This is a genomic window from Paenibacillus sp. CH40 (assembly GCF_024213605.1).
GTDB lineage: Bacteria > Bacillota > Bacilli > Paenibacillales > Paenibacillaceae > Paenibacillus > Paenibacillus polymyxa_B.
Genome location: NZ_JANAVQ010000019.1, coordinates 1 through 22655, shown reverse-complemented (window position 1 = coordinate 22655; position 22655 = coordinate 1). Strand labels below are relative to the sequence as shown.

Annotated in this window: 1 protein-coding gene; it reads left to right on the top strand. The window is 53.1% G+C overall.

Annotated elements, in window-relative coordinates:
• A partial coding sequence (locus NLX73_RS24705; RefSeq protein ID WP_254327595.1) for a non-ribosomal peptide synthase/polyketide synthase occupies nt 1-22655 on the top strand: 22655 nt, incomplete at both ends.

Genomic DNA, 22655 nt, shown 5'->3' with positions numbered 1-22655 from the left:
CATCAGGTGAAAATCCGGGGGTACCGGATTGAGCTGGGCGAGGTCGAATCGCAGCTGCTCCAAGTGGAATCGGTACGAGAAGCGGTCGTCGTGGCTCGTGTAGACGAAACGGGCCAAAAACAAATGGTGGCGTACTATGTCGCCGGACAAGAGCTCGGCGCCAGCGAGCTGAGAAGTGAACTGGGCCGGGAGCTGCCAAGCTACATGGTACCATCGTACTTTGTACAGCTGGAGCAGATGCCGCTGAGTCCAAATGGCAAAATTGACCGCAAGGCCCTGCCAGCACCGGAAGGCAGCCTGCAAAGCGGAACGGATTATGCAGAGCCTCGTACCGCGCAAGAACGGGCTCTGGTAGCGGTCTGGCAGTCGGTACTGGGACTGCAGACTGTCGGTATTTCGGACAATTTCTTCGATCTGGGTGGCGATTCCATCAAGGCAATCCAAATCGCATCGCGTGCGTTCCAGGCCGGTTATAAGCTGGACATGAAGGATTTATTCCAGTATCCAACGGTTGCAGCACTGGCACCGCATATGCATGAGGTCAGTCGTATGGCAGATCAAGGAGAAGTGAGCGGGAAAACTGCTTTGCTTCCGATCCAGCATTGGTTCTTTGCGCAGGAGCGCGAACGTCCGCAGCACTTTAATCAGGCAGTTATGCTCTATCGTGCCGAGGGCTTTGATGAGACGGCAGTTTGCCGGACCATGGATCATATTGTGAAGCATCATGATGCGCTTCGTACGGTTTTCCGTCAGGCTTCATCCGGTTACGAGGCTTGGACACGCGGTGTAGATGAAGGCGCGTTGTATACGCTGGAAACGATGGATTACCGTAAACAGGAAACCTATGCGGAAGCGCTGGAAGCGAAGGCAAATGAAATTCAAAGCAGCATCCACCTGTCCGAAGGACCTCTGGTCAAGCTGGGATTGTTCCGTACAGCCGAGGGCGATCATTTGCTCATAGCCATTCACCATTTGGTGGTGGACGGGGTATCGTGGCGAATTCTGTTTGAAGATTTCTCGACAGGTTACGAGCAGGCGATCAAGGGCGAGCCTGTACGATTGCCCTATAAAACGGATTCCTTCCAAACATGGGCACGGGAGTTGTCGTCTTACGCCAACCGTCCAGAGGCTGCATCGGATGAAGCCTACTGGCAGCAGCTGGAACAGGCCAAAGCGGAAGCGGCGCCGCTGCCTAAGGATTTCGCCTACGAAGGCTCCTTGAATGCAGACAGCGAAGTGTTGACGGTGGAGTGGACCGAGGCAGAAACCCGGCAGCTGTTGAAGCAGGCCCATCGCGCCTACAACACCGAGGTCAATGATTTGCTGCTGACCGCGTTAGGATTGGCGATGCACAACTGGACAGGCGAAGGACATGTGCTGGTGAACCTGGAGGGACATGGCCGGGAAGCGATCTTGCCAGAGGTGGATATTACACGTACGGTAGGCTGGTTTACGAGCTTGTATCCGGTGCTGCTGGACACAGATGTCAACCTGACGCTGGCCCAGCGGATTAAAGAAACAAAGGAAGGTCTGCGCCGGATTCCGCATAAAGGGCTGACGTATGGAACTTGGCGCTACTTGTCCCCTGCGTCCCATCCGATTGCAGCAGAACCGGAAATCAGCTTTAACTACTTGGGACAGGTCGATCAGGATGTGCAAAACAGTGGAATCACATGGTCATCCTATAGCGCAGGGGAGACAGAGGATGCCCATTCACCGCTGCAATATACGCTGGATTTGAATGCAATGATCTCGGAAGGCACACTGCGCTTGACGATCGCTTACAGCCGTAAGCAGTATCGCCAAGAAACGCTGGAACGTGTGGCAGGACTGCTGCAATCCGCTTTGCAAGAGGTGATTACGCATTGTGTCGCTCAGGAACAGCCGGAGCTGACGCCGAGTGATGTGTCCTTCAAAGGTCTGACGACTGGAGAACTGGAACAAATCGCGGAACAGGCGGCACATACCGGTGAGCTGGAAAATGTATACGCGCTGACGCCGATGCAAAAGGGGATGCTCTTTTACAATCTGATGGATTCGCAATCAGGAGCTTATTTTGAACAGGCCTCCTTTGATCTGCGAGGACATTTTAATATCGCTGCGTTTGCGGCAAGTTTGGATATATTGGTGCAGCGGCATACGGTACTGCGCACGAACTTTTACAGTGGCTGGAAAGATGAACCACTTCAGGTCGTGTATCGGAATAAGCGCAGTGAATTATATGTTGAAGACCTGCGGGATATGGAGCAAGAGCGGCAAAACGAATACATCTTCGAATATACGCACAAAGACAAGCAAAGAGGCTTTGATCTGGCGCAAGATGCTTTGATGCGTGTGGCCGTTTTGCGCACAGGTGAGGATGCGTACCGTTTTGTATGGAGCTTCCATCATATCGTGATGGACGGCTGGTGCTTGTCGTTGGTGACAGGCGAAGTGTTTGCGAGTTATTTTGCGATACTGGCTCATAAGCAGCCTGAACTGGCCCCTGTAACGCCGTACAGTCAATATATTGAATGGCTGGAACAGCAGGATCGTCAGGCTGCATCAGGTTACTGGAGCAAGGTTCTGGAAGGATATGAGGAACAGTCCCGCCTGCCACAGGCTAAAATGCAGGGCAAAACGGGGTATCAGGCGGAGCGTCTGGATTTTGACTTGGGCGCGGATCTAACGGCAGGCATTCAGCGCGTAGCCAAGCGTTATCAGGTAACGATCAATACATTGATGCAGACCGTTTGGGGCCTGTTGCTGCAAAAATATAATGGCACAGATGATGTGGTGTTTGGCAGCGTGGTATCTGGACGTCCAGCAGACATTCCGAATGTGGAGCACATCATTGGTCTGTTTATCAATACCATTCCTGTACGCATCCGCAGTCAAGTGGACAGCTTATTCTCAGACGTGATGAAGCAAACCCAAGAGCAATCGATTGCTTCCCATGCCTATGATACGTACCCGTTGTATGAAATTCAGGGGCTATCGGAGCTTAAGCAGGATTTGATCAATCATATTCTTATTTTTGAGAACTATCCGGTAGAGGAACAATTGGAGCAATTAGGCAACGGTGATGAGTCCAGCTTCAGTATCACCGGAGCTGAGTCTGTCGAGCAGACCAACTATGACTTTAACCTGGTGGTGCTGCCGGGGAACACCATTCATATGAGCTTTGGGTATAATGCCTTGGCCTTTGAACGGGAAAGTGTAGAGCAAATTCGAGGTCATCTGGTACAGCTGCTGGAACAGGTGACAGCGAAGCCGGACATTCGGGTGCATGAGCTGGATATGGTAACCACGCGGGAACGTGAGCAAATCGTTGAGACTTGGGGTAATACAGCGGTAGCATATCCAAGCGAGCAAACGATCCACGGCTTGTTCGAGGCGCAAACTGCGCAGACGCCGGAGCAGACAGCACTGTTCTTCGAAGGAGAGCAGTTGACCTATCGCGAGCTGAATGCACGCGCCAATCGTTTGGCTCGTACCTTGCGTAGTCAAGGCGTGACGAAAGATCGTCTGGTGGGTCTGATGACCGAGCGTTCGGTGGACATGATCGTAGGTATCTTCGGGATTTTAAAAGCCGGGGGCGCGTATGTTCCTATTGATCCGACGTATCCAGAGGAGCGTATCCGCTACATGCTGGACGACTCAGGAGCGAAGCTGCTGTTGACGCAAAGCCATCTGGTAGACAAAGCCGCTATCGACGGTCATGTGCTGGTGCTGGATGGGGAGCAAACGGTGTACCACGAGGATGATTCCAATCTGGAGCCGTGGTCCGGTCCGAACGATTTGGCGTATGTGATTTATACGTCAGGTACAACGGGGCAGCCGAAGGGCGTGATGCTGGAGCATCACGGGCTGTGCAATTTGAAAACGTATTTTGATCAGACGCTCAAGATCCGTACGTCGGATCATGCGTTGCTGTTCGCCAGCTATTCGTTTGATGCGGCTTGCTGGGAAATCTTCCAGGCGCTGTTCTGCGGAGCCACGTTATATGTGCCAACGACAGAAACGATTTTGAATTACGAACGGTTTGAGCAATATATGGCGGATCATCAAATCACCGTGGCCGCTTTGCCGCCGACCTATGCGGTCTATCTGGAGCCAGAACGGATGCCAAACCTGCGTATTCTGTTTACGGCGGGTTCTGCATCCTCAACCGAGCTGGTATACAAGTGGAAGGATCAAGTGGCGTACTACAACGGCTACGGTCCCACCGAAAACTCGGTGGCGACGTCGATCTGGCCCGTATCCGAGGATGAGAGAGCTGGACAACTGATTTCCATCGGACGCCCTGTGCCGAATCATCGGGTATACATGCTGGATGTGCATGGACATTTGGCTCCGGTAGGTGTCGCGGGTGAGCTGTGCGTGTCCGGTCCGGGTCTGGCTCGGGGTTATCTGGATCGCCCAGAGCTGACGGCTGAGAAATTTGTATCGAACCCGTTTGCGGCTGGGGAAGCCGGCTATGAACGAATGTACCGTACAGGTGACTTGGCAAGATGGCTGCCAGACGGCAACATCGAATATTTGGGCCGGATCGACCATCAGGTGAAAATCCGGGGCTATCGGATCGAGCTGGGTGAGGTCGAGGCACAAATTTTGAAGGTGGAGGACGTACAAGAGGTCATCGTACTGGCCCAGGCAGACGAACAGGGGCAAAATCAACTGGTGGCGTACTATGTCGCTGAACGGGAAGTGAGCGCTGGTGAGCTGCGCAGCTTACTGGGCGAGGAGCTTCCAAACTACATGGTGCCTTCGTATTTCATCCAGCTGGAGCAGATGCCGCTGACACCGAACGGTAAAATCGACCGCAAGGCCCTGCCGGCACCAGAAGGCAGCCTGCAAAGCGGAGCGGACTATGTAGAGCCGCGCACAGCGCTGGAGCAGACGTTAGTGTCTATTTGGCAGGCTGTATTAGGAGCGAAGAGGGTCGGGGGTTTGGATAATTTCTTCGATCTGGGCGGCGATTCGATCAAAGCGATCCAGGTATCCTCTCGTTTGCTGCAAGCGGGCTACAAGCTGGACATGAAGGATTTGTTCCAATATCCTTCCATCTCGCTGCTGAGCGGTCATGTTCACAAGGTCAGCCGTACAGCCGATCAGCGTGTGGTTTCGGGAAGCGTCAAGCTGACTCCGATTCAACAATGGTTCTTTGGACAATCCTCAGCAGAGCCGCATTATTTCAACCAGTCGGTGATGCTGTATAGAGCACAAGGCTTCGATGAAGCTGCATTGCATCAAACGGTGGCCAAGGTAACGGAGCATCATGATGCTTTGCGTATGGTCTTCCGTCAGACCGAACAGGGCTATGAAGCGTGGAATCGCGGTCTGAACGAAGGCGAGCTGTATAGTCTGGACGTTGTTGATCTGACGGATGTGCAAAACATTACAGATGTTGCAGTAGCCATTGAAATGAAAGCCAATGCCATCCAAAGTTCTATTCGTCTGGACGAAGGACCGCTGGTGAAGCTGGGACTTTTCCGCTGCATGGATGGAGATCATCTACTGATTGCCATTCACCATTTGGTCATAGACGGGATTTCGTGGCGAATTGTGTTTGAGGATTTTGCCACGGGGTATGAGCAGGCCGTGCGGGGAGAAGCGATTCGCCTGCCTTATAAAACGGACGCTTTCTCCGCTTGGGCAGAGCGCTTATCACAATATGCGAATAGTCCGACCATCGAAAATGAACGCGAATATTGGCAGCATCTCGCTCAAATGGAATTCGCATCGTTGCCTAAGGATCAAGAGAGAGCGGAGGGACAACATTCTCTAATCAGAGACACTGCGACGGTGACTGTGGCTTGGAGCGAGCAGGAAACACGGATGTTGCTTCAAGAAGTACACCGTGCGTACCACACCGAGGTCAATGATCTGCTGTTAACCGCACTCGGCACAGCGGTATATAACTGGAGCGGTCAGGAGCGTGTGCTGGTCAATCTGGAGGGACATGGCCGGGAAGCCATTGTTCCAGATATCGACATCACCCGTACCGTGGGCTGGTTTACGAGTCAGTATCCGGTGCTGCTGGATGTGGACGGAAAGGCAGCAGTCGGACAGCGAATCAAGCGGGTGAAGGAAGACCTGCGCCATGTGCCGCATAAGGGTATTGGATACGGCATTTTGAACTATATGTCTCAGCATGATGCCCATCCTTCCTGGACCCTGCAGCCTGAAATTAGCTTTAACTATTTAGGACAATTTGATCAGGACTTGGAAAATGGGGATATCACGCTGTCTTCACATCCAGGTGGAGAGCCGATGAGTGACCATACCGTTCTGGAGCATCCTTTGAATGTGAACGGAATGATTACAGCGGGCGCGCTGACACTGGACATTCGCTATGACAGTAAGGTATATCATCAGCAAAATGTAGAAAAATTTGCGCAGTTGCTGCAGGAAAGCCTGCAGGAAGTGATCGCTCATTGTGCCTCCAAAGAGCGGAGTGAGCTAACACCAAGTGATGTATTGTTCAAAGGCTTGACGCTTGGTCAGCTGGAACAATTGACAGAGCAAACAGCTTCTGTGGGCGAGCTGGAAAATGTGTATGCTCTTTCGCCTATGCAGAAGGGGATGCTGTTCCATAATCTGATGGAGCCGGAGTCAGGCGCCTACTTCCAGCAAGCGTCGTTTGATCAAAAAGGAAGCTTTGATGTTGAAATTTTCCGCAAGAGTCTGGATGTACTGACACAGCGTCATGAAGCGCTGCGGACGAATTTCCATATGTTTGAGACAGGGCACAGTCAGGAGTCATTGCAGATCGTATTCCGTCACAAAGATAGCGACCTTTCTTTCCAGGATATACGGGAAATGCAGGAAGCGGAGCAACAGGCATATATCCAGGCGTTTAAGCAAGAAGACCAGGCTAGGGGCTTTAATCTTGGTACGGATGCACTCATGCGCGTACAGGTATTGCAGACCCATGAAGAAACGTATCATTTGGTATGGAGTTTCCATCATATTGTCATGGATGGCTGGTGCTTATCGCTCGTTACAGGTGAAGTGTTTGGTACGTACTTTGCGCTGCTGGAGCAGAAGCAACCGGAGCTGGCAGCGATTACACCGTATGGCCAATATATCGAATGGCTAGAGCGTCAGGATGAACGTGCGGCAAAAGAGTACTGGAGCAGCTATTTGGCGGGCTTTGAACAGCAGACGTTGTTACCTGGATCGGATGCTTCATCGAAAGACCAAGCGACTAATACGGTATCCACTACAGCAAGTGAAACCAGCGAATATGTTTCTGAAAAAATAACGGTAGATCTGGACCCAACGTGGAGCGAAGCCATACACCGGATTGCAAAGCAGCAGCAGGTCACGATTAATACGCTGATGCAGAGCGTGTGGGGCCTTATTTTGCAGAAATATAACAACAACGAGGATGTTATTTTCGGTAGTGTCGTATCTGGACGTCCGACGGATATTGCTGGCGTAGAGCATATGATTGGTTTGTTCATTAATACGATCCCGGTGCGGATTCAAAGTGAACGGAATGCCACTTTTGTGGAAGTGATGCGGAAAACGCAGGAACAGGCACTGGCCTCGGGAGCCTATGACAGCTTCCCGCTGTATGAAATTCAGGCGCTGACGGAGCAGAAGCAGAACTTGATTAACCACATTATGGTATTTGAGAATTATCCGGTAGAGGAGCAAGTTGAGCAGCTGGGTGAAGTTCGTCCGTCCGCTTTTGAAATTACGAATGTAGAGGTTGTCGAGCAAACGAATTATGATCTGGACTTGATTGTGATGCCAGACGAAACCTTCCGCATCATGTTCAGATATAACGCCAATGTATACGATCGGACCACGATAGAGCGTATGCAGGGACATGTACTGCATGTTATCGAGCAAATTATCGACAATCCACATATCTGTGTGAATGAGCTGGAATTGGTGACACCAGAAGAACAGACACAAATCGTTCAGGTCTGGGGGGATACGGCGGCAGCCTATCCGCAGGATCAAACGCTAAGCGCATTGTTTGAGCAGCAGGCCACGAATACACCGGATCAGGTGGCAGTGTTGTGCGGAGCGGAATCGTTGACCTACGCGGAGTTGAACGTGCGCGCGAACCGACTCGCACGCACCTTGCGTGCGGAAGGCATCCAACCGGATCAGCCTGTAGGCATTTTGGTTCACCGTTCGCTGGACATGATCGTAGGCATTTATGCGATCCTCAAAGCAGGCGGAGCCTACGTACCCATCGATCCAGAATATCCGGCGGATCGCATCCGCTTTATGCTGGAGGACTCGGGAGCGAAGCTGGTGCTGACGCAGTCGCATCTGGCGGAGCAAGCATCGCTGAGTTTCAACGGCCAGGTGCTGGTGTTGGATCGTCATGAGCAGGATGGCCAAGACATTTACCACAAAGACGGTTCGAATCTGGAGCCACTGGCTGGCCCGCACCATGTAGCCTATGTCATCTATACCTCCGGCTCCACCGGGAAACCGAAGGGCGTGATGGTGGAGCACCATTCCGTGCTGAACCGGATTTTGTGGATGCATGATCGATACGGCTTGAGTGCGGAAGATACGATCCTGCAAAAGACCGCCTTCACCTTCGACGTGTCGGTGTGGGAGCTGTTCTGGTGGTCGCTGGTCGGCTCGAAGGTGAGTCTGCTGTCGGTAGGCGGGGAAAAGAACCCGGAAGACATCGTCGACACGATTGCCCGCGATGGCGTGAGCACGATGCACTTTGTACCTGCGATGCTGCATGCGTTCCTAGAGTACGTGGAGCAGCAGCCACGAGAAGTGATGCAAGCGAAACTAGGCACGCTGCGCCATGTCTTTGCCAGTGGCGAAGCGTTGCCGCCACAGCATGTGGCCCGGTTCCAACGGCTGGTGTCGAGCCTGTCCGGAGCGAAACTGGTCAACCTGTATGGTCCAACCGAAGCGACGGTGGACGTATCGTACTTCGATTGCGAGCCGGTTGAGGAATATGGAGTTATTCCGATCGGGAAACCGATTCAGAATATTCGTCTGTACATCGTGAAGGAAGGCACGGAGCAATTGCAGCCGATTGGGGTTGCAGGAGAACTGTGCATCGGCGGTGTAGGTGTAGCCCGCGGTTACCTGAACCGTCCAGAGCTGACGGCCGAGAAATTCGTAGCCGACCCGTTTGCTGGCGGGGAAGCAGGCTATGAACGGATGTACCGCACAGGCGATTTGGCGAGATGGATGCCGGACGGCAACATTGAATATCTGGGCCGGATCGACCATCAGGTGAAAATCCGGGGGTACCGGATTGAGCTGGGCGAAGTCGAATCGCAGCTGCTCCAAGTGGAATCGGTACACGAAGCCGTGGTCACGGCGCGTGCGGATGAGACGGGACAAAAACAAATGGTGGCGTACTATGTCGCCGGGCAAGAAATGGGTGCCAGTGAGCTGAGAAGTGAGCTGGGCCGAGAACTGCCAAGCTACATGGTGCCATCGTACTTTGTACAGCTGGAGCAAATGCCGCTGAGTCCAAATGGCAAAATTGACCGCAAAGCCCTGCCAGCACCGGAAGGCAGCCTGCAAACCGGAGCCGATTATGTCGCACCGCGGACGTGGGTGGAAGTGAAACTGGCGCACATTTGGCAGGATGTGCTGGGCCTCACGCAGGTCGGTGTGAAGGAAAACTTCTTCGAGATTGGCGGACATTCGCTGCGGGCGACGACACTGGCCTCGAAAATTCACAAGGAGCTGAACAAGCCGCTTCCACTGCGCAGTATTTTTGAAGCACCAACGATTGAGCAACTGGCAACGGTGTTAGAAAGTCTGGATCAAGTAACGTACGCGTCCATTCCGGTAACGGAAAAACGCAGCTTCTACCCGTTATCTTCGGCGCAAAAACGACTGTATGTGCTGCATCAGTTTGATCCAAGTGATGTGAACTACAACATGCCGTCGGTGCTGCAAGTGAGCGGTCCGCTGGATGTGAAACGAGTAGAAGACGTGTTCCGTCAACTGATCGATCGCCATGCAACCTTGCGTACCTGCTTTGAGCTGGTGGACAATGAGCCGATGCAATGGGTTGAGGACACCGTGCCGTTCGAGGTGGAATATACGAAGGTACAGGCAGAGCGTGCAACTACGGATACAGATCAGGACACATCTACAGATTTGGATACAGCTACGGACACGACGGTCAGCCAGGAAGCACAAGAACGGGTACGGCAGTTTGTGCGTCCGTTCGATCTGAAAGCTGCACCGCTGCTGCGGGTGGGCTTGGTGGATCTGGGCGCACAAGGAGCAGAGCAGGAATCCCAGCATTTACTCATGCTCGACATGCATCATATCGTTTCGGATGGTGTGTCGATGGAGGTACTGACCGATGAATTTGTCCGCTTGTATGGCGGTGAAGAGCTACCGGCATTGCGGATTCAGTACAAGGATTATGCGGTATGGCAGCAAAGCGAAGCCCATCAGGAGTGGATGCAGCGTCAGGAAGCGTACTGGCTGGGTACCTTCCGGGGCGGCGTGCCTGTGCTGGATCTGGCAACCGACTTTGCCCGTCCGGCGGTGCAGAGTACGGCAGGGGATACGATCGAATTCGGACTGGAGCGTGAAGTTAGCGAACGCCTGAAAGAACTGGCTTCGCAAACAGGCGCAACCTTGTATATGGTGCTGCTGGCGGCGTACACTACGCTCTTGCATAAATACACAGGCCAAGAAGATATCGTAGTCGGCACGCCGATTGCTGGAAGACCGCATGCGGAACTGGAGAGTCTGGTAGGTGTCTTCATCAACACGCTGGCAATCCGCAATTATCCGTCTAGCGACCAATCGTTCCTGGATTATCTGCAAGAGGTGAAGGAGCATGCGCTCAGTGCTTATGAGCATCAGGACTATCCTTTTGAAGAGTTGGTTGAAAAGCTGAATTTGACGCGGGATACGAGTCGAAATGCGCTGTTTGACACGATGTTTGAGTTGAAAACATTGGAGCAGCAGGAGTTGCAGCTAGAAGGTCTGACCTTGAATTCATATCCGCTGGAAAATCATACGGCCAAATTTGATCTGAGCTTGGATGCAATAGAGCAGCCAGAAGGCATTCTGTGCCGTCTGGAATACAGCACGGCGCTGTATAAGCCTGAGACGATTGCGCGATTGGCGCAGCATTTTACCGAACTCGTACGTGCAATTACACTGCATCCACAACAGCCACTGGCAGCTTTGGATATGGTACCTGCCGAGGAAAAAGCACAAATCATCCATGGATTTGGAGATGTGGGGGTAACGGATTGTGCTGCTGTTGAAGCAGGAGCCTTATTCCATACCTATGTGGAAGAACAGGCACAGCTTGTGCCGGATCGCGTGGCGGTGGTGTACGAGGAGCAGCAGCTTACGTACCGGAAACTGAACGAGCGTGCGAACCAATTGGCGCGGAGATTGCGGAACGAAGGCGTCGGACGCGAGTCGATTGTTGGCATCTTGAGTGAACGCTCGGTGGATATGTTGATCGGCGTACTGGCGGTGTGGAAGGCCGGCGGTGCGTACGTGCCGCTGGATGCAGACTATCCGTCAGAACGTATTCGTTTCATGCTGGAGGACAGTGGTGCGAGGGTACTGTTGACCCAAACGGGCTTGCAGGAGCGTGCACTGGGTTGGCTGAATGAAAGCCAATGGGCTCTGGGCGAAGGAAAGAATGAGAGTGAGCTGGAGACGGCGGTTAGCGCTGAAACGATGGAAAGAGACCGCCTTAGTGAAGGCGTAAGCTTGAAATCAGATTCGAAGTCTGACAGCGAAGCAGCATCCGAACCGGCAACAGTGCTGCGTCTGCATACCGTGCTGGCGTTGGATGATGAGTCGCTGTACATCGGAGACACCACCGATATCGAGCCTATCAACGAACCGCAGGATCTGACGTATGTGATCTACACCTCTGGGACAACAGGACGTCCAAAAGGGGTCATGATTGAGCATCACAGCTTGGTCAATACGGCTGCGGCGTATCGTCGGGATTACCGTCTGAACGAGTTCCCAGTACGACTGCTGCAACTAGCAAGCTTCTCCTTCGACGTGTTCGTCGGGGATATTGCGCGGACGCTCTATAACGGCGGCACGATGGTCATTTGTCCGAAAGACGACCGACTTGATTTTAGCCGATTGTATGGCTGGATTCGCGATTACCAGATTACCGTATTCGAATCGACTCCGGCCCTGATCGTACCGTTTATGCAGCATGTGCATGAACAGGGACTGGACATGAGCAGTCTGGAACTGCTGATTACCAGCTCGGATAGCTGCAGTGTGACGGATTATCGGGTGCTGCAAGAACGGTTTGGCGCAGATATCCGCATTATGAACAGTTATGGCGTCACGGAAGCGGCGATTGACTCCAGCTTCTACGACGAAGAATTGTCGAAGCTGCCAAGCAGCGGCAATGTGCCGATTGGCCAGGCGTGGCTGAACGCCCGCTTCTACATCGTGGACAGCCAGCTGAATCCGGTGCCGATCGGCGTACTGGGTGAGCTGTGCATTGGCGGAGCCGGGGTGGCACGAGGCTACCTGAATCGTGCAGACCTGACCGCCGAGAAATTCGTAGCGAACCCGTACGTACCGGGTGAACGATTGTACCGCACAGGCGATTTGGCGCGGTGGATGCCGGATGGCAATGTGGACTTTATCGGCCGGATGGATGATCAGGTCAAAATCCGGGGCTTTCGGATTGAACTGGGCGAGGTGGAAGCACAGCTGCTGACCGTGGACGGCATTCAGAAAGCCATCGTCACCGCCTGGGAAAACGAAGATGGAGACAAGGATTTGTGTGCGTATGTCGTAGCCTCAGCAGCGTTGAATTTGCCCGAGCTGCGCAACATGCTGCAGCCCAAGCTGCCGGGTTATATGATCCCGACATATGTCGTACAACTGGATCATTTCCCGCTGACACCAAACGGCAAAATTGACCGCAAAGCGTTGCCTACGCCGGAAGCGCGCCTCGAAGGAGGCACGGCGTATGTTGCGCCGCGGACATTGCTGGAAGAGCAACTGGTACGTATTTGGCAAAGCGTTTTGAATCACCCGCGGATAGGCATCCAGGATAACTTCTTTGAAGTGGGAGGACATTCTCTGCGCGCGACAACACTGATGGCGAAAATCCATCAGGAGCTGAATTACAAGCTGGCGCTGCGAGATATTTTCCAATATCCGACGATTGAGCAACTGGTGCAGGTGATGGGAGAAGTTCAGACACAGCAAACGTATGTATCCATCCCTGTTGCGGAGGAACGTGCATATTATCCGGTTTCCTCGGCGCAAAAACGGATGTACGTGCTGAGTCACCTGGAAGGCGGAGAGGTTAGCTACAATATGCCAGGCGCTTTGATCATTAAAGGTTCCTTGGATAAAACGCGACTGGAGCAAGCCTTCCGCCAGCTGATTGCCCGTCATGAAGCCCTGCGAACTAGATTCGACATGGTGGATGGCGAGGTGATTCAACGGATTGAATCGGGCGTCGCATTCAATGTGGAGCATGTGCAGGCAAGCGAAGAAGAGACCCAGCAGTACGCACAGGACTTTGTACGTGCATTTGATCTCGCACAAGCACCGTTGCTGCGGGTTCAGTTGGTGGAAACCGGACCGGAGCGTCACGTCATGCTCTATGACATGCACCATATTATTTCGGATGGCGTGACTGAAGGAATTATCGTGCAGGAGTTCTCTCAATTGTATGAAGGCAAGGAACTGCTGCCCCTGCGCATCCAGTACAAGGACTATGCGGTTTGGCAGCATGCCGATATGCAAAGTGAACGTCTTCGTGAGCAGGAAAGCTATTGGCTGAAAACCATGGCTGGTGACATTCCGGCGCTGGATATGCCTACGGATTTTGCAAGACCCGCCGTACAGCGTCAGGAAGGAGCTCGATTGGAATTTGCGATCAGCCTGGAGGACAGCGAGCAGTTGAAACAACTGGCCGCGCAAACGGGATCGACCTTGTACATGGTGTTGCTGGCCGCGTATAGCACGCTCTTGCATAAATATTCGGGACAGGAAGACATTATCGTCGGCACGCCGATTGCCGGAAGACCGCATGCGGAACTGGAGGGCTTGGTAGGCGTATTCCTCAACACGCTGGCGATCCGCAATTATCCGGCTAGCGACAAAACGTTCCTGGATTACTTGCAAGAGGTCAAAGAGCATGCGCTCAGTGCTTATGAGCATCAGGAATATCCTTTTGAAGAACTGGTTGAAAAGCTGAATTTAACACGGGATACGAGCCGGAATGCGCTGTTTGACACGATGTTTGAGCTGAAAACATTTGAGCAACAGGAGTTCGAGCTGGAAGGTCTGACCTTTAAAACGTATCCGACGGACAATCATACGGCCAAATTTGATCTGACCTTGGATGCAGTGGAGCAGCCGGAAGGCATTCTGTGCAGTCTGGAATACAGCACGGCGCTGTACAAGCCTGAAACCATCGCGCGATTGGCGCAGCATTTTACCGAACTTGTACGTGCAATTACATTGCACCCACAGCAGCCACTCGCAGCTTTGGAGATGGTAACCGTTGAGGAAAAAGCACAAATCATCTATGGTTTTGGAGATGTGGGAGTAACGGATGTTGCTGCTGAAGCAGGAGCCTTATTCCATACCTTTGTGGAAGAACAAGCGCAGCTTGTACCGGATCACGTGACGGTGGTGTACGAGGAACAACAACTGACGTACCGCACACTGAACGAGCGTGCGAACCAATTGGCCCGTAGATTGCGAAATGAAGGCATTGGACGCGAGTCGATTGTCGGCATTTTGAGTGAACGTTCGGTAGACATGCTGGTCGGCGTACTGGCGGTGTGGAAGGCAGGAGGCGCCTATGTGCCGCTGGATGCAGACTATCCGTCCGAACGTATTCGTTTTATGCTGGAGGACAGCGGTGCGACGGTACTGTTGACCCAAACGGGCTTACAGGAGCGTGCACAGATCTGGCTGGATGAAAGCGAAGCTACAGTCGAACCCGCAACGGGACTAAGTCTGCATACCGTACTGGCGTTGGACGATGAGTCGCTGTACACCGGAGATACCACAGACGTCAATCACATCAACGAACCGCAGGATCTGGCGTATGTGATCTACACCTCCGGTACGACAGGACGTCCGAAGGGCGTCATGATTGAGCATCGCAGTTTGGTGAATACGGCTGCGGCCTATCGCCGGGATTACCGTCTGAACCAGTTCCCGGTACGATTGCTGCAACTGGCAAGTTTCTCCTTCGACGTGTTCGTCGGGGATATTGCGCGAACGCTTTATAACGGTGGCACGATGGTCATCTGTCCGAAAGACGATCGCATCGACCCAAGCCGTCTATATGGCTGGATTCGCGACTATCAGATTACGGTGTTCGAATCGACCCCGGCCCTGATCGTACCGTTTATGCAGCATGTGCATGAACACGGACTGGACATGAGCAGTCTGGAACTGCTGATCACCAGCTCGGATAGCTGCAGCGTGACAGACTACCGGATGCTGCAAGAACGATTTGGCGCGGATATCCGCATTATGAACAGCTACGGCGTCACGGAAGCGGCGATCGACTCCAGCTTCTACGACGAAGAACTGTCGAAGCTGCCAAGTAGCGGCAATGTACCGATTGGTCAGGCGTGGCTGAACGCACGGTTTTACATCTTGGACAGCCAGTTGAATCCGGTGCCGATCGGCGTACTGGGCCAGCTGTGCATTGGCGGTGCCGGGGTGGCACGGGGATACCTGAATCGTGCGGACCTGACGGCCGAGAAGTTCGTGGCAAACCCGTACGTACCGGGTGAACGATTGTACCGCACAGGTGACTTGGCGCGGTGGATGCCGGACGGCAATGTGGACTTTATCGGCCGGATGGATTATCAGGTCAAAATCCGGGGCTACCGGATCGAGCTAGGCGAGATTGAAACGGCGATCCAGCGGGTGCCGGGTGTGCGTCAAGCGGTAGTCATCGACCGGACGGATGAGCGTGGACACAAGTACTTGTGCGGATACATCACGGGAGAAGCGGAGCTGCGGATCGAGGAGGTACAGGCCGAACTGGAAGCCGGGCTGCCAGCGCACATGGTGCCTGCACGTTTGATGCGACTGGAGACGATCCCCCTGACGAGCAACGGCAAAATCGACCGCAAGGCCTTGCCGGAACCGGAAGGAAGCATCCATACCGGTGCAGCTTATGTGGCACCGCGTACCACGGTGGAGCAAGTACTGGCTGCGGTATGGGCCGGAGTACTCGGCGTGGAAGCGGTAGGCACGCAGGATAACTTCTTCGAGCTGGGTGGCGATTCGATCAAGGCCTTGCAAGTATCATCTCGATTGCTGCAAGCAGGTTATCGACTGGAGATGAAAGACCTGTTCAGTCATCCAACCGTGTCTGCATTGGCACTGAAAGTGCAATCGGTGACCCGATTGGCGAATCAGAGCGAAGTGGTGGGCGCTGTGAAGCTGACACCTGTTCAACAATGGTTCTTTGAGCAGAACCTGACGGATGCTCATCATCATAACCAGTCCATTATGCTGCATAGCAAGGACGGTTTTGATGAAACGGCCCTGCGCACAGCGATGGATCACGTCGTTAGCCATCACGACGCACTGCGTATCATTTTCCGTCCTAGTGAGCACGGATATGAAGCTTGGAACCGTGCGATTGGGGAGGGCGAGCTGTATACGCTGGATCGGGCCGACTTCAGAAATGAGTCTGAGGTATCTGCGGCGATCAAGGCTAAAGTGAATGAAATTCAAGCGGGTATTCATTTAAGCGAAGGACCGCTGGTGAAGCTGGGGCTGTTCCATTGTCCCGATGGAGATCATTTGCTGATGGCGATTCATCACTTAGTGGTGGATACCGTATCTTGGCGCATTTTGTTCGAGGATATTACGACCGCCTATGAGCAGGCATTGAACGGACAAGCGGCTCGTCTTCCGCACAAAACAGATTCGTTCCGCACCTGGGCGGACGGGCAGTCTCAATATGCGAACAGTCCGGCCATGGCAGCAGAACTCGCATTCTGGCAGGAAATGGAACAAGGCGTATATCAGCCGCTTCCAAAAGACGAGTCCCCTTCTCATTCCTTAAATAGGGACAGCGAGAACATTACAGTTACGTGGACAGCTCAGGAAACGGAGCAGCTGTTAAAACAGGCGCATCGTGCCTACAACACGGAGATGAATGATTTGCTGCTTACCGCATTGGGACTGACGATTCATCGCTGGGCGGGCCTGGAACGAGTGCTCGTGAGCCTGGAAGGTCATGGACGGGAGTCCATTCTGCCAGAACTGGATATTACGCGCACTGTGGGTTGGTTTACGACCCAATTCCCGGTTGTGCTGGATATGAGCGTGGGGCAAGACCTTTCACAGCGCATCAAACATGTGAAAGAAGGACTACGCCGCATTCCGCAAAAGGGCATTGGCTACGGTATGTTGAGATACCTGTCCGCAGCACGTGAGCAAGAGCATTTTGTAACCGAACCTGAAATCAGCTTTAACTATTTGGGACAATTTGACCAAGATATGCAAAATCAATCCATTGGCGTATCTCCTTATGCTAGCGGTGCAGAGCTTAGCGCCCATGCAGCCAGATCGCACACGCTGGATATGAACGGACTGATTTCGGAAGGCGAACTGCAATTGACGATCAGCTACAGCAAGCAGGAATATCGTCGTGAAACGATGGAGCAGTTAGCCGAACAGTTCAGAACCAGCTTGCAGGAAATCATTGCGCATTGCGCAAGCCGCAAACAGCAAGAGCTGACGCCAAGCGATGTCATGCTTAAAAATGTAACCATGGCCGAGTTGGATCAGTTGGTAGAACGGACTCGTGACATGGGGGAACTGGAAAATGTCTATGCGCTGACGCCGATGCAAAAAGGCATGTTGTTCCATAGTCTGATGGATGCAGAGTCAGGCGCTTATTTTGAACAAACGACCTTTGATTTGCATGGACGCTTCCAAGCGGATATTTTCCAAGATAGCTTGAATCATTTGGCGCAGCGGCATGAGATATTTAGAGCTAATTTCATCAGCGGTTGGCAGGATGAGCCTGTGCAGGTCATTTTCCGCCGCAAGGATGTTGGTTTCAGATGTGAAGATTTGCGTCATCTGAATGAGCAGGAGCGTGACGCGTATGTGAAGGAATTTATTCGCAAAGACAAGGCAGCCGGGTTCGATTTGTCCCGGGATGCGTTGATGCGCGTGGCGATTTTACGAACAGGTGATGAGGATTATTATTTTGTGTGGAGCTCTCATCACATCTTGATGGATGGCTGGTGTGTGGCGTTAGTCACGGATGAGGTGTTTGAGGCTTATTTTGCAGCCGTGGAGCATAGACAGCCGAAGCTTGCCCCCGTGACTCCATACAGTCAGTATATTGAGTGGCTTGAAGCACAGGATGTAGAAGCAGCAGCTTCCTACTGGAAGGATTATTTGCTCGGCTATGATCAGCAAACTTCGATTCCGACCGGAAAAGTAGGCGTGAAAGCGGACGGTGCACAATTTGAGCATATCCTGTGCGATCTGGGCAAGGATTTGACCGGACGTATGGAAATGGTGGCCAAGCAGCACCACGTGACCCCGAATACATTGCTGCAAACAGCCTGGGGATTGCTGCTCCAAAAGTACAACGGTAGTGACGACGCTGTTTTTGGCGGTGTAGTGTCTGGTCGTCCAGCGGATATTACGGGGATCGAAAATATGGTGGGCTTGTTCATTAACACCATTCCAATACGTATCCGCAGTGGGGCTGAGGACACCTTTGCTGACATGATCAGAACGAATCAGCAGCAGGCGCTGACTTCTCAAGATTATGAAACGTATCCGCTATATGAAATTCAAGCCTTGAGCGAGCAAAAGCAAGATCTGATCAACCACATTATCGTGTTTGAAAACTATCCGGTGGAGGAGCAGGTCGAGCAACTTGGCGAAGGTGCAGAGTCGGATTTTGAAATTCGCAATGCCGGCATGATTGAACAAACCAACTATGATTTTAATCTGGTTGTCATGCCGCAGGAAGCGATGAAAATCCGATTTGAATACAATGCGAAGTTATATGATCGGGAAGCCGTTGAACGGACTCAGGGCCATTTGATACAGCTGTTGGAGCAAGTGGTGGCGAAGCCAGACATTCGAGTGCAGGAGCTGGATATGGTAAGTGAGCAGGAGCGTGAGCAAATTCTCCGCGTATGGGGAAATACAGCTGCTGAGTATCCAAGCGAGCAAACGATTCATGGCTTGTTCGAGACACAAACGGCGCAGACACCGGAGCAGGCAGCGTTGTTCTTCGAAGGAGAGCAGTTGACCTATCGCGAGCTGAATGCACGTGCGAATCGTCTGGCGCGCACCTTGCGTAGTCAAGGCGTGACGAAGGATCGACTGGTGGGTCTGATGACCGAGCGTTCGGTGGACATGATCGTGGGCATCTTCGGGATTTTAAAAGCCGGGGGCGCGTATGTTCCTATTGATCCGACGTATCCAGAGGAGCGTATCCGCTACATGCTGGACGACTCGGGTGCGAAGCTGTTGTTAACGCAAAATCATCTGGTGGATAAAGTGGCTTTCGATGGTAACGTGCTGGTGCTGGATGGAGCACAGAGTGTGTATCACGAGGATGCTTCCAATCTGGAGTCGTTGTCTGGTCCAAACGATCTGGCGTATGTCATTTATACGTCGGGTACGACGGGGCAGCCGAAGGGTGTTATGTTGGAGCATCGCGGTCTATGCAATCTGAAAACGTATTTTGATCAGACGCTCAAGATCCGCACGTCGGATCATACGTTGCTGTTCGCCAGCTATTCGTTTGATGCGGCTTGCTGGGAAATCTTCCAGGCGCTGTTCTGCGGAGCCACGTTGTATGTGCCAACGTCAGAGACGATTTTGGACTACGAGCGGTTTGAGCAATATATGGCGAATCATCAAATCACGGTGGCTGCTTTGCCGCCGACCTATGCGGTGTATCTGGAGCCAGAACGGATGCCAAACCTGCGTATTCTGTTTACGGCGGGTTCTGCATCCTCAACCGAGCTGGTATACAAGTGGAAGGATCAGGTGGCGTACTACAACGGCTACGGTCCAACCGAAAACTCGGTGGCGACGTCCATCTGGCCGGTATCCGAGGATGAGAGAGCCGGACAACTCATTTCCATCGGACGCCCTGTACCGAATCATCGTTTGTACATGGTGGATGTGCATGGACATTTGGCTCCGGTAGGCGTCGCGGGTGAACTGTGCGTGTCCGGTCCGGGTCTGGCCCGGGGTTATCTGGATCGCCCAGAGCTGACGGCTGAGAAATTTATACCAAATCCGTTTGCGGCTGGTGAAGCCGGCTACGAACGAATGTACCGTACGGGTGACTTGGCGAGATGGATGCCAGACGGCAACATCGAATATTTGGGCCGGATCGACCATCAGGTGAAAATCCGGGGCTATCGGATCGAACTGGGCGAGGTCGAGGCACAAATTTTGAAGGTGGAGGACGTACAAGAGGTCATCGTACTGGCACAAGCGGACGAACAGGGACAAAACCAACTGGTGGCGTACTATGTTGCTGAACGGGAAGTGAGCGCTGGTGAGCTGCGCAGCTTACTGGGCGAGGAGCTTCCAAACTACATGGTGCCTTCGTATTTGGTGCAGCTGGAGCAGATGCCGTTGACACCGAATGGTAAAATCGACCGCAAGGCACTGCCAACACCGGAAGGCAGCCTGCAAAGCGGAGCTGATTATGTTGCACCGCGGACATGGGTGGAAGTGAAGCTGGCGCAAATTTGGCAGGATGTGTTGGGTCTGGCGCAGGTCGGTGTGAAGGAAAACTTCTTTGAGATTGGCGGACACTCGCTGCGGGCGACGACGCTGACCTCGAAAATTCACAAGGAGCTGAACAAGCCGCTTCCACTACGCAGTATTTTTGAAGCGCCAACGATTGAACAACTGGCAGTGGTCATGGAAGGTCTGGATCAAGTGGCGTATGCATCCATTCCGGTGACGGAAGAACGCAGCTTCTACCCGCTTTCCTCGGCGCAAAAACGACTGTATGTGCTGCATCAGTTCGACCCGAATGATGTGAACTACAACATGCCGTCAGTGCTGCAAGTGAGCGGACCGCTGGATGTGAAACAGGTAGAAGACGCGTTCCGTCAATTAATCGCCCGTCATGCGACCCTGCGTACCCGCTTTGCACTGGTGGACAGTGAGCCAATGCAATGGATTGAGGACACCGTGCCGTTCGAGGTGGAGTATACGAAGGTACAGGCAGAAGATACAACCACGGATACGGACACGATGGTCAGCCAGGAAGCACAAGAACGGGTGCGGCAGTTTGTACGTCCGTTCGATCTGCAAGCCGCTCCGCTGCTGCGGGTAGGCTTGGTAGATTTGGGTGTACAAGGAACCGAACAGGAACCGCAGCATTTGCTCATGCTCGATATGCACCATATCGTCTCGGATGGTGTGTCCATGGGAGTACTGACCGATGAATTTGTCCGCTTATACGACGGTGAAGAGCTTTCGCCATTGCGAATACAGTACAAGGATTATGCGGTATGGCAGCAAAGCGAAGCCCATCAAGAGTGGATGCAACGTCAGGAAGCGTACTGGCTCGACACCTTCCGGGGTGAACTGCCTGTGCTGGATCTACCGACAGACTTTGCCCGTCCGTCGGTACGAAGTACGGCAGGCGATACGGTGGTGTTCGGGCTGGAGCGCGAAGCTAGCGAACGCCTGAAGGAACTGGCGGCGCACACAGGCTCGACGCTGTATATGGTGCTGCTGGCAGCGTACACCGCGCTTTTACACCAATACAGCGGGCAAGAGGACATCGTAGTCGGCACACCGATTGCTGGACGACCGCATGCGGATCTGGAGCCGATCCTCGGGATGTTCGTCGGTACGTTGGCATTGCGAAACTATCCGACAGCGGAACATACCTTCCGCAGCTACGTGGAAGAAGTGAAAGTTTGTGCTCTGCAAGCCTATGAACATCAGGACTACCCATTTGAGGAACTGGTGGAAAAGCTAAATGTGAAGCGGGATATGAGCCGCCATCCGCTGTTCGATACGATGTTTACCCTGCAAACCACCGAGGAAGGCGAACTGCAACTGGCAGATCTGAGCTTCCGTCCATACGGCTTGGAACAAACGCCAGCGAAGTTTGATTTGACGCTGGAAGCCAGAGAGGAAGAGGCAGGTATCCAGTTCGGATTGCAGTATGCAACTGCGTTGTACGATCGCGAAACGGTAGAACGGATGACGCGTCACTTTGTTCGCTTGGCCGAAGCCGTGGCGGCGAACCCGGATGCGAAGCTGGGTGAGCTGGAGTTGATTACGGTAGAAGAAACCGAGCAGATTCTGAAGGTGTTCAATGATCCGAATGCGCACAGCTTGCTTGGAGCATTACAAGGCCGTTCGCTCAGCGAACGCTTTGAAGAGCAAACGAAGCGCAACCCTGAGCGGATAGCAGTTGTGTCTGGAGTCACCGTGCTGACCTACACTGAGCTGAATGAGCGTGCGAACCAATTGGCTCGTGTGTTACGAGCGGAAGGGGTCGAAGCAGATCAACCGGTTGGCATATTGCTGGAACGTTCTGCGGATATTCTGGTGAGCATTCTGGGGGTACTTAAGGCCGGAGGCGCATATGTACCAATGGATACGATGTATCCACAGGAGCGCATCGACTACATGCTCCAAGACAGTGGGGCCAAGGTCGTGATTACAAGCAG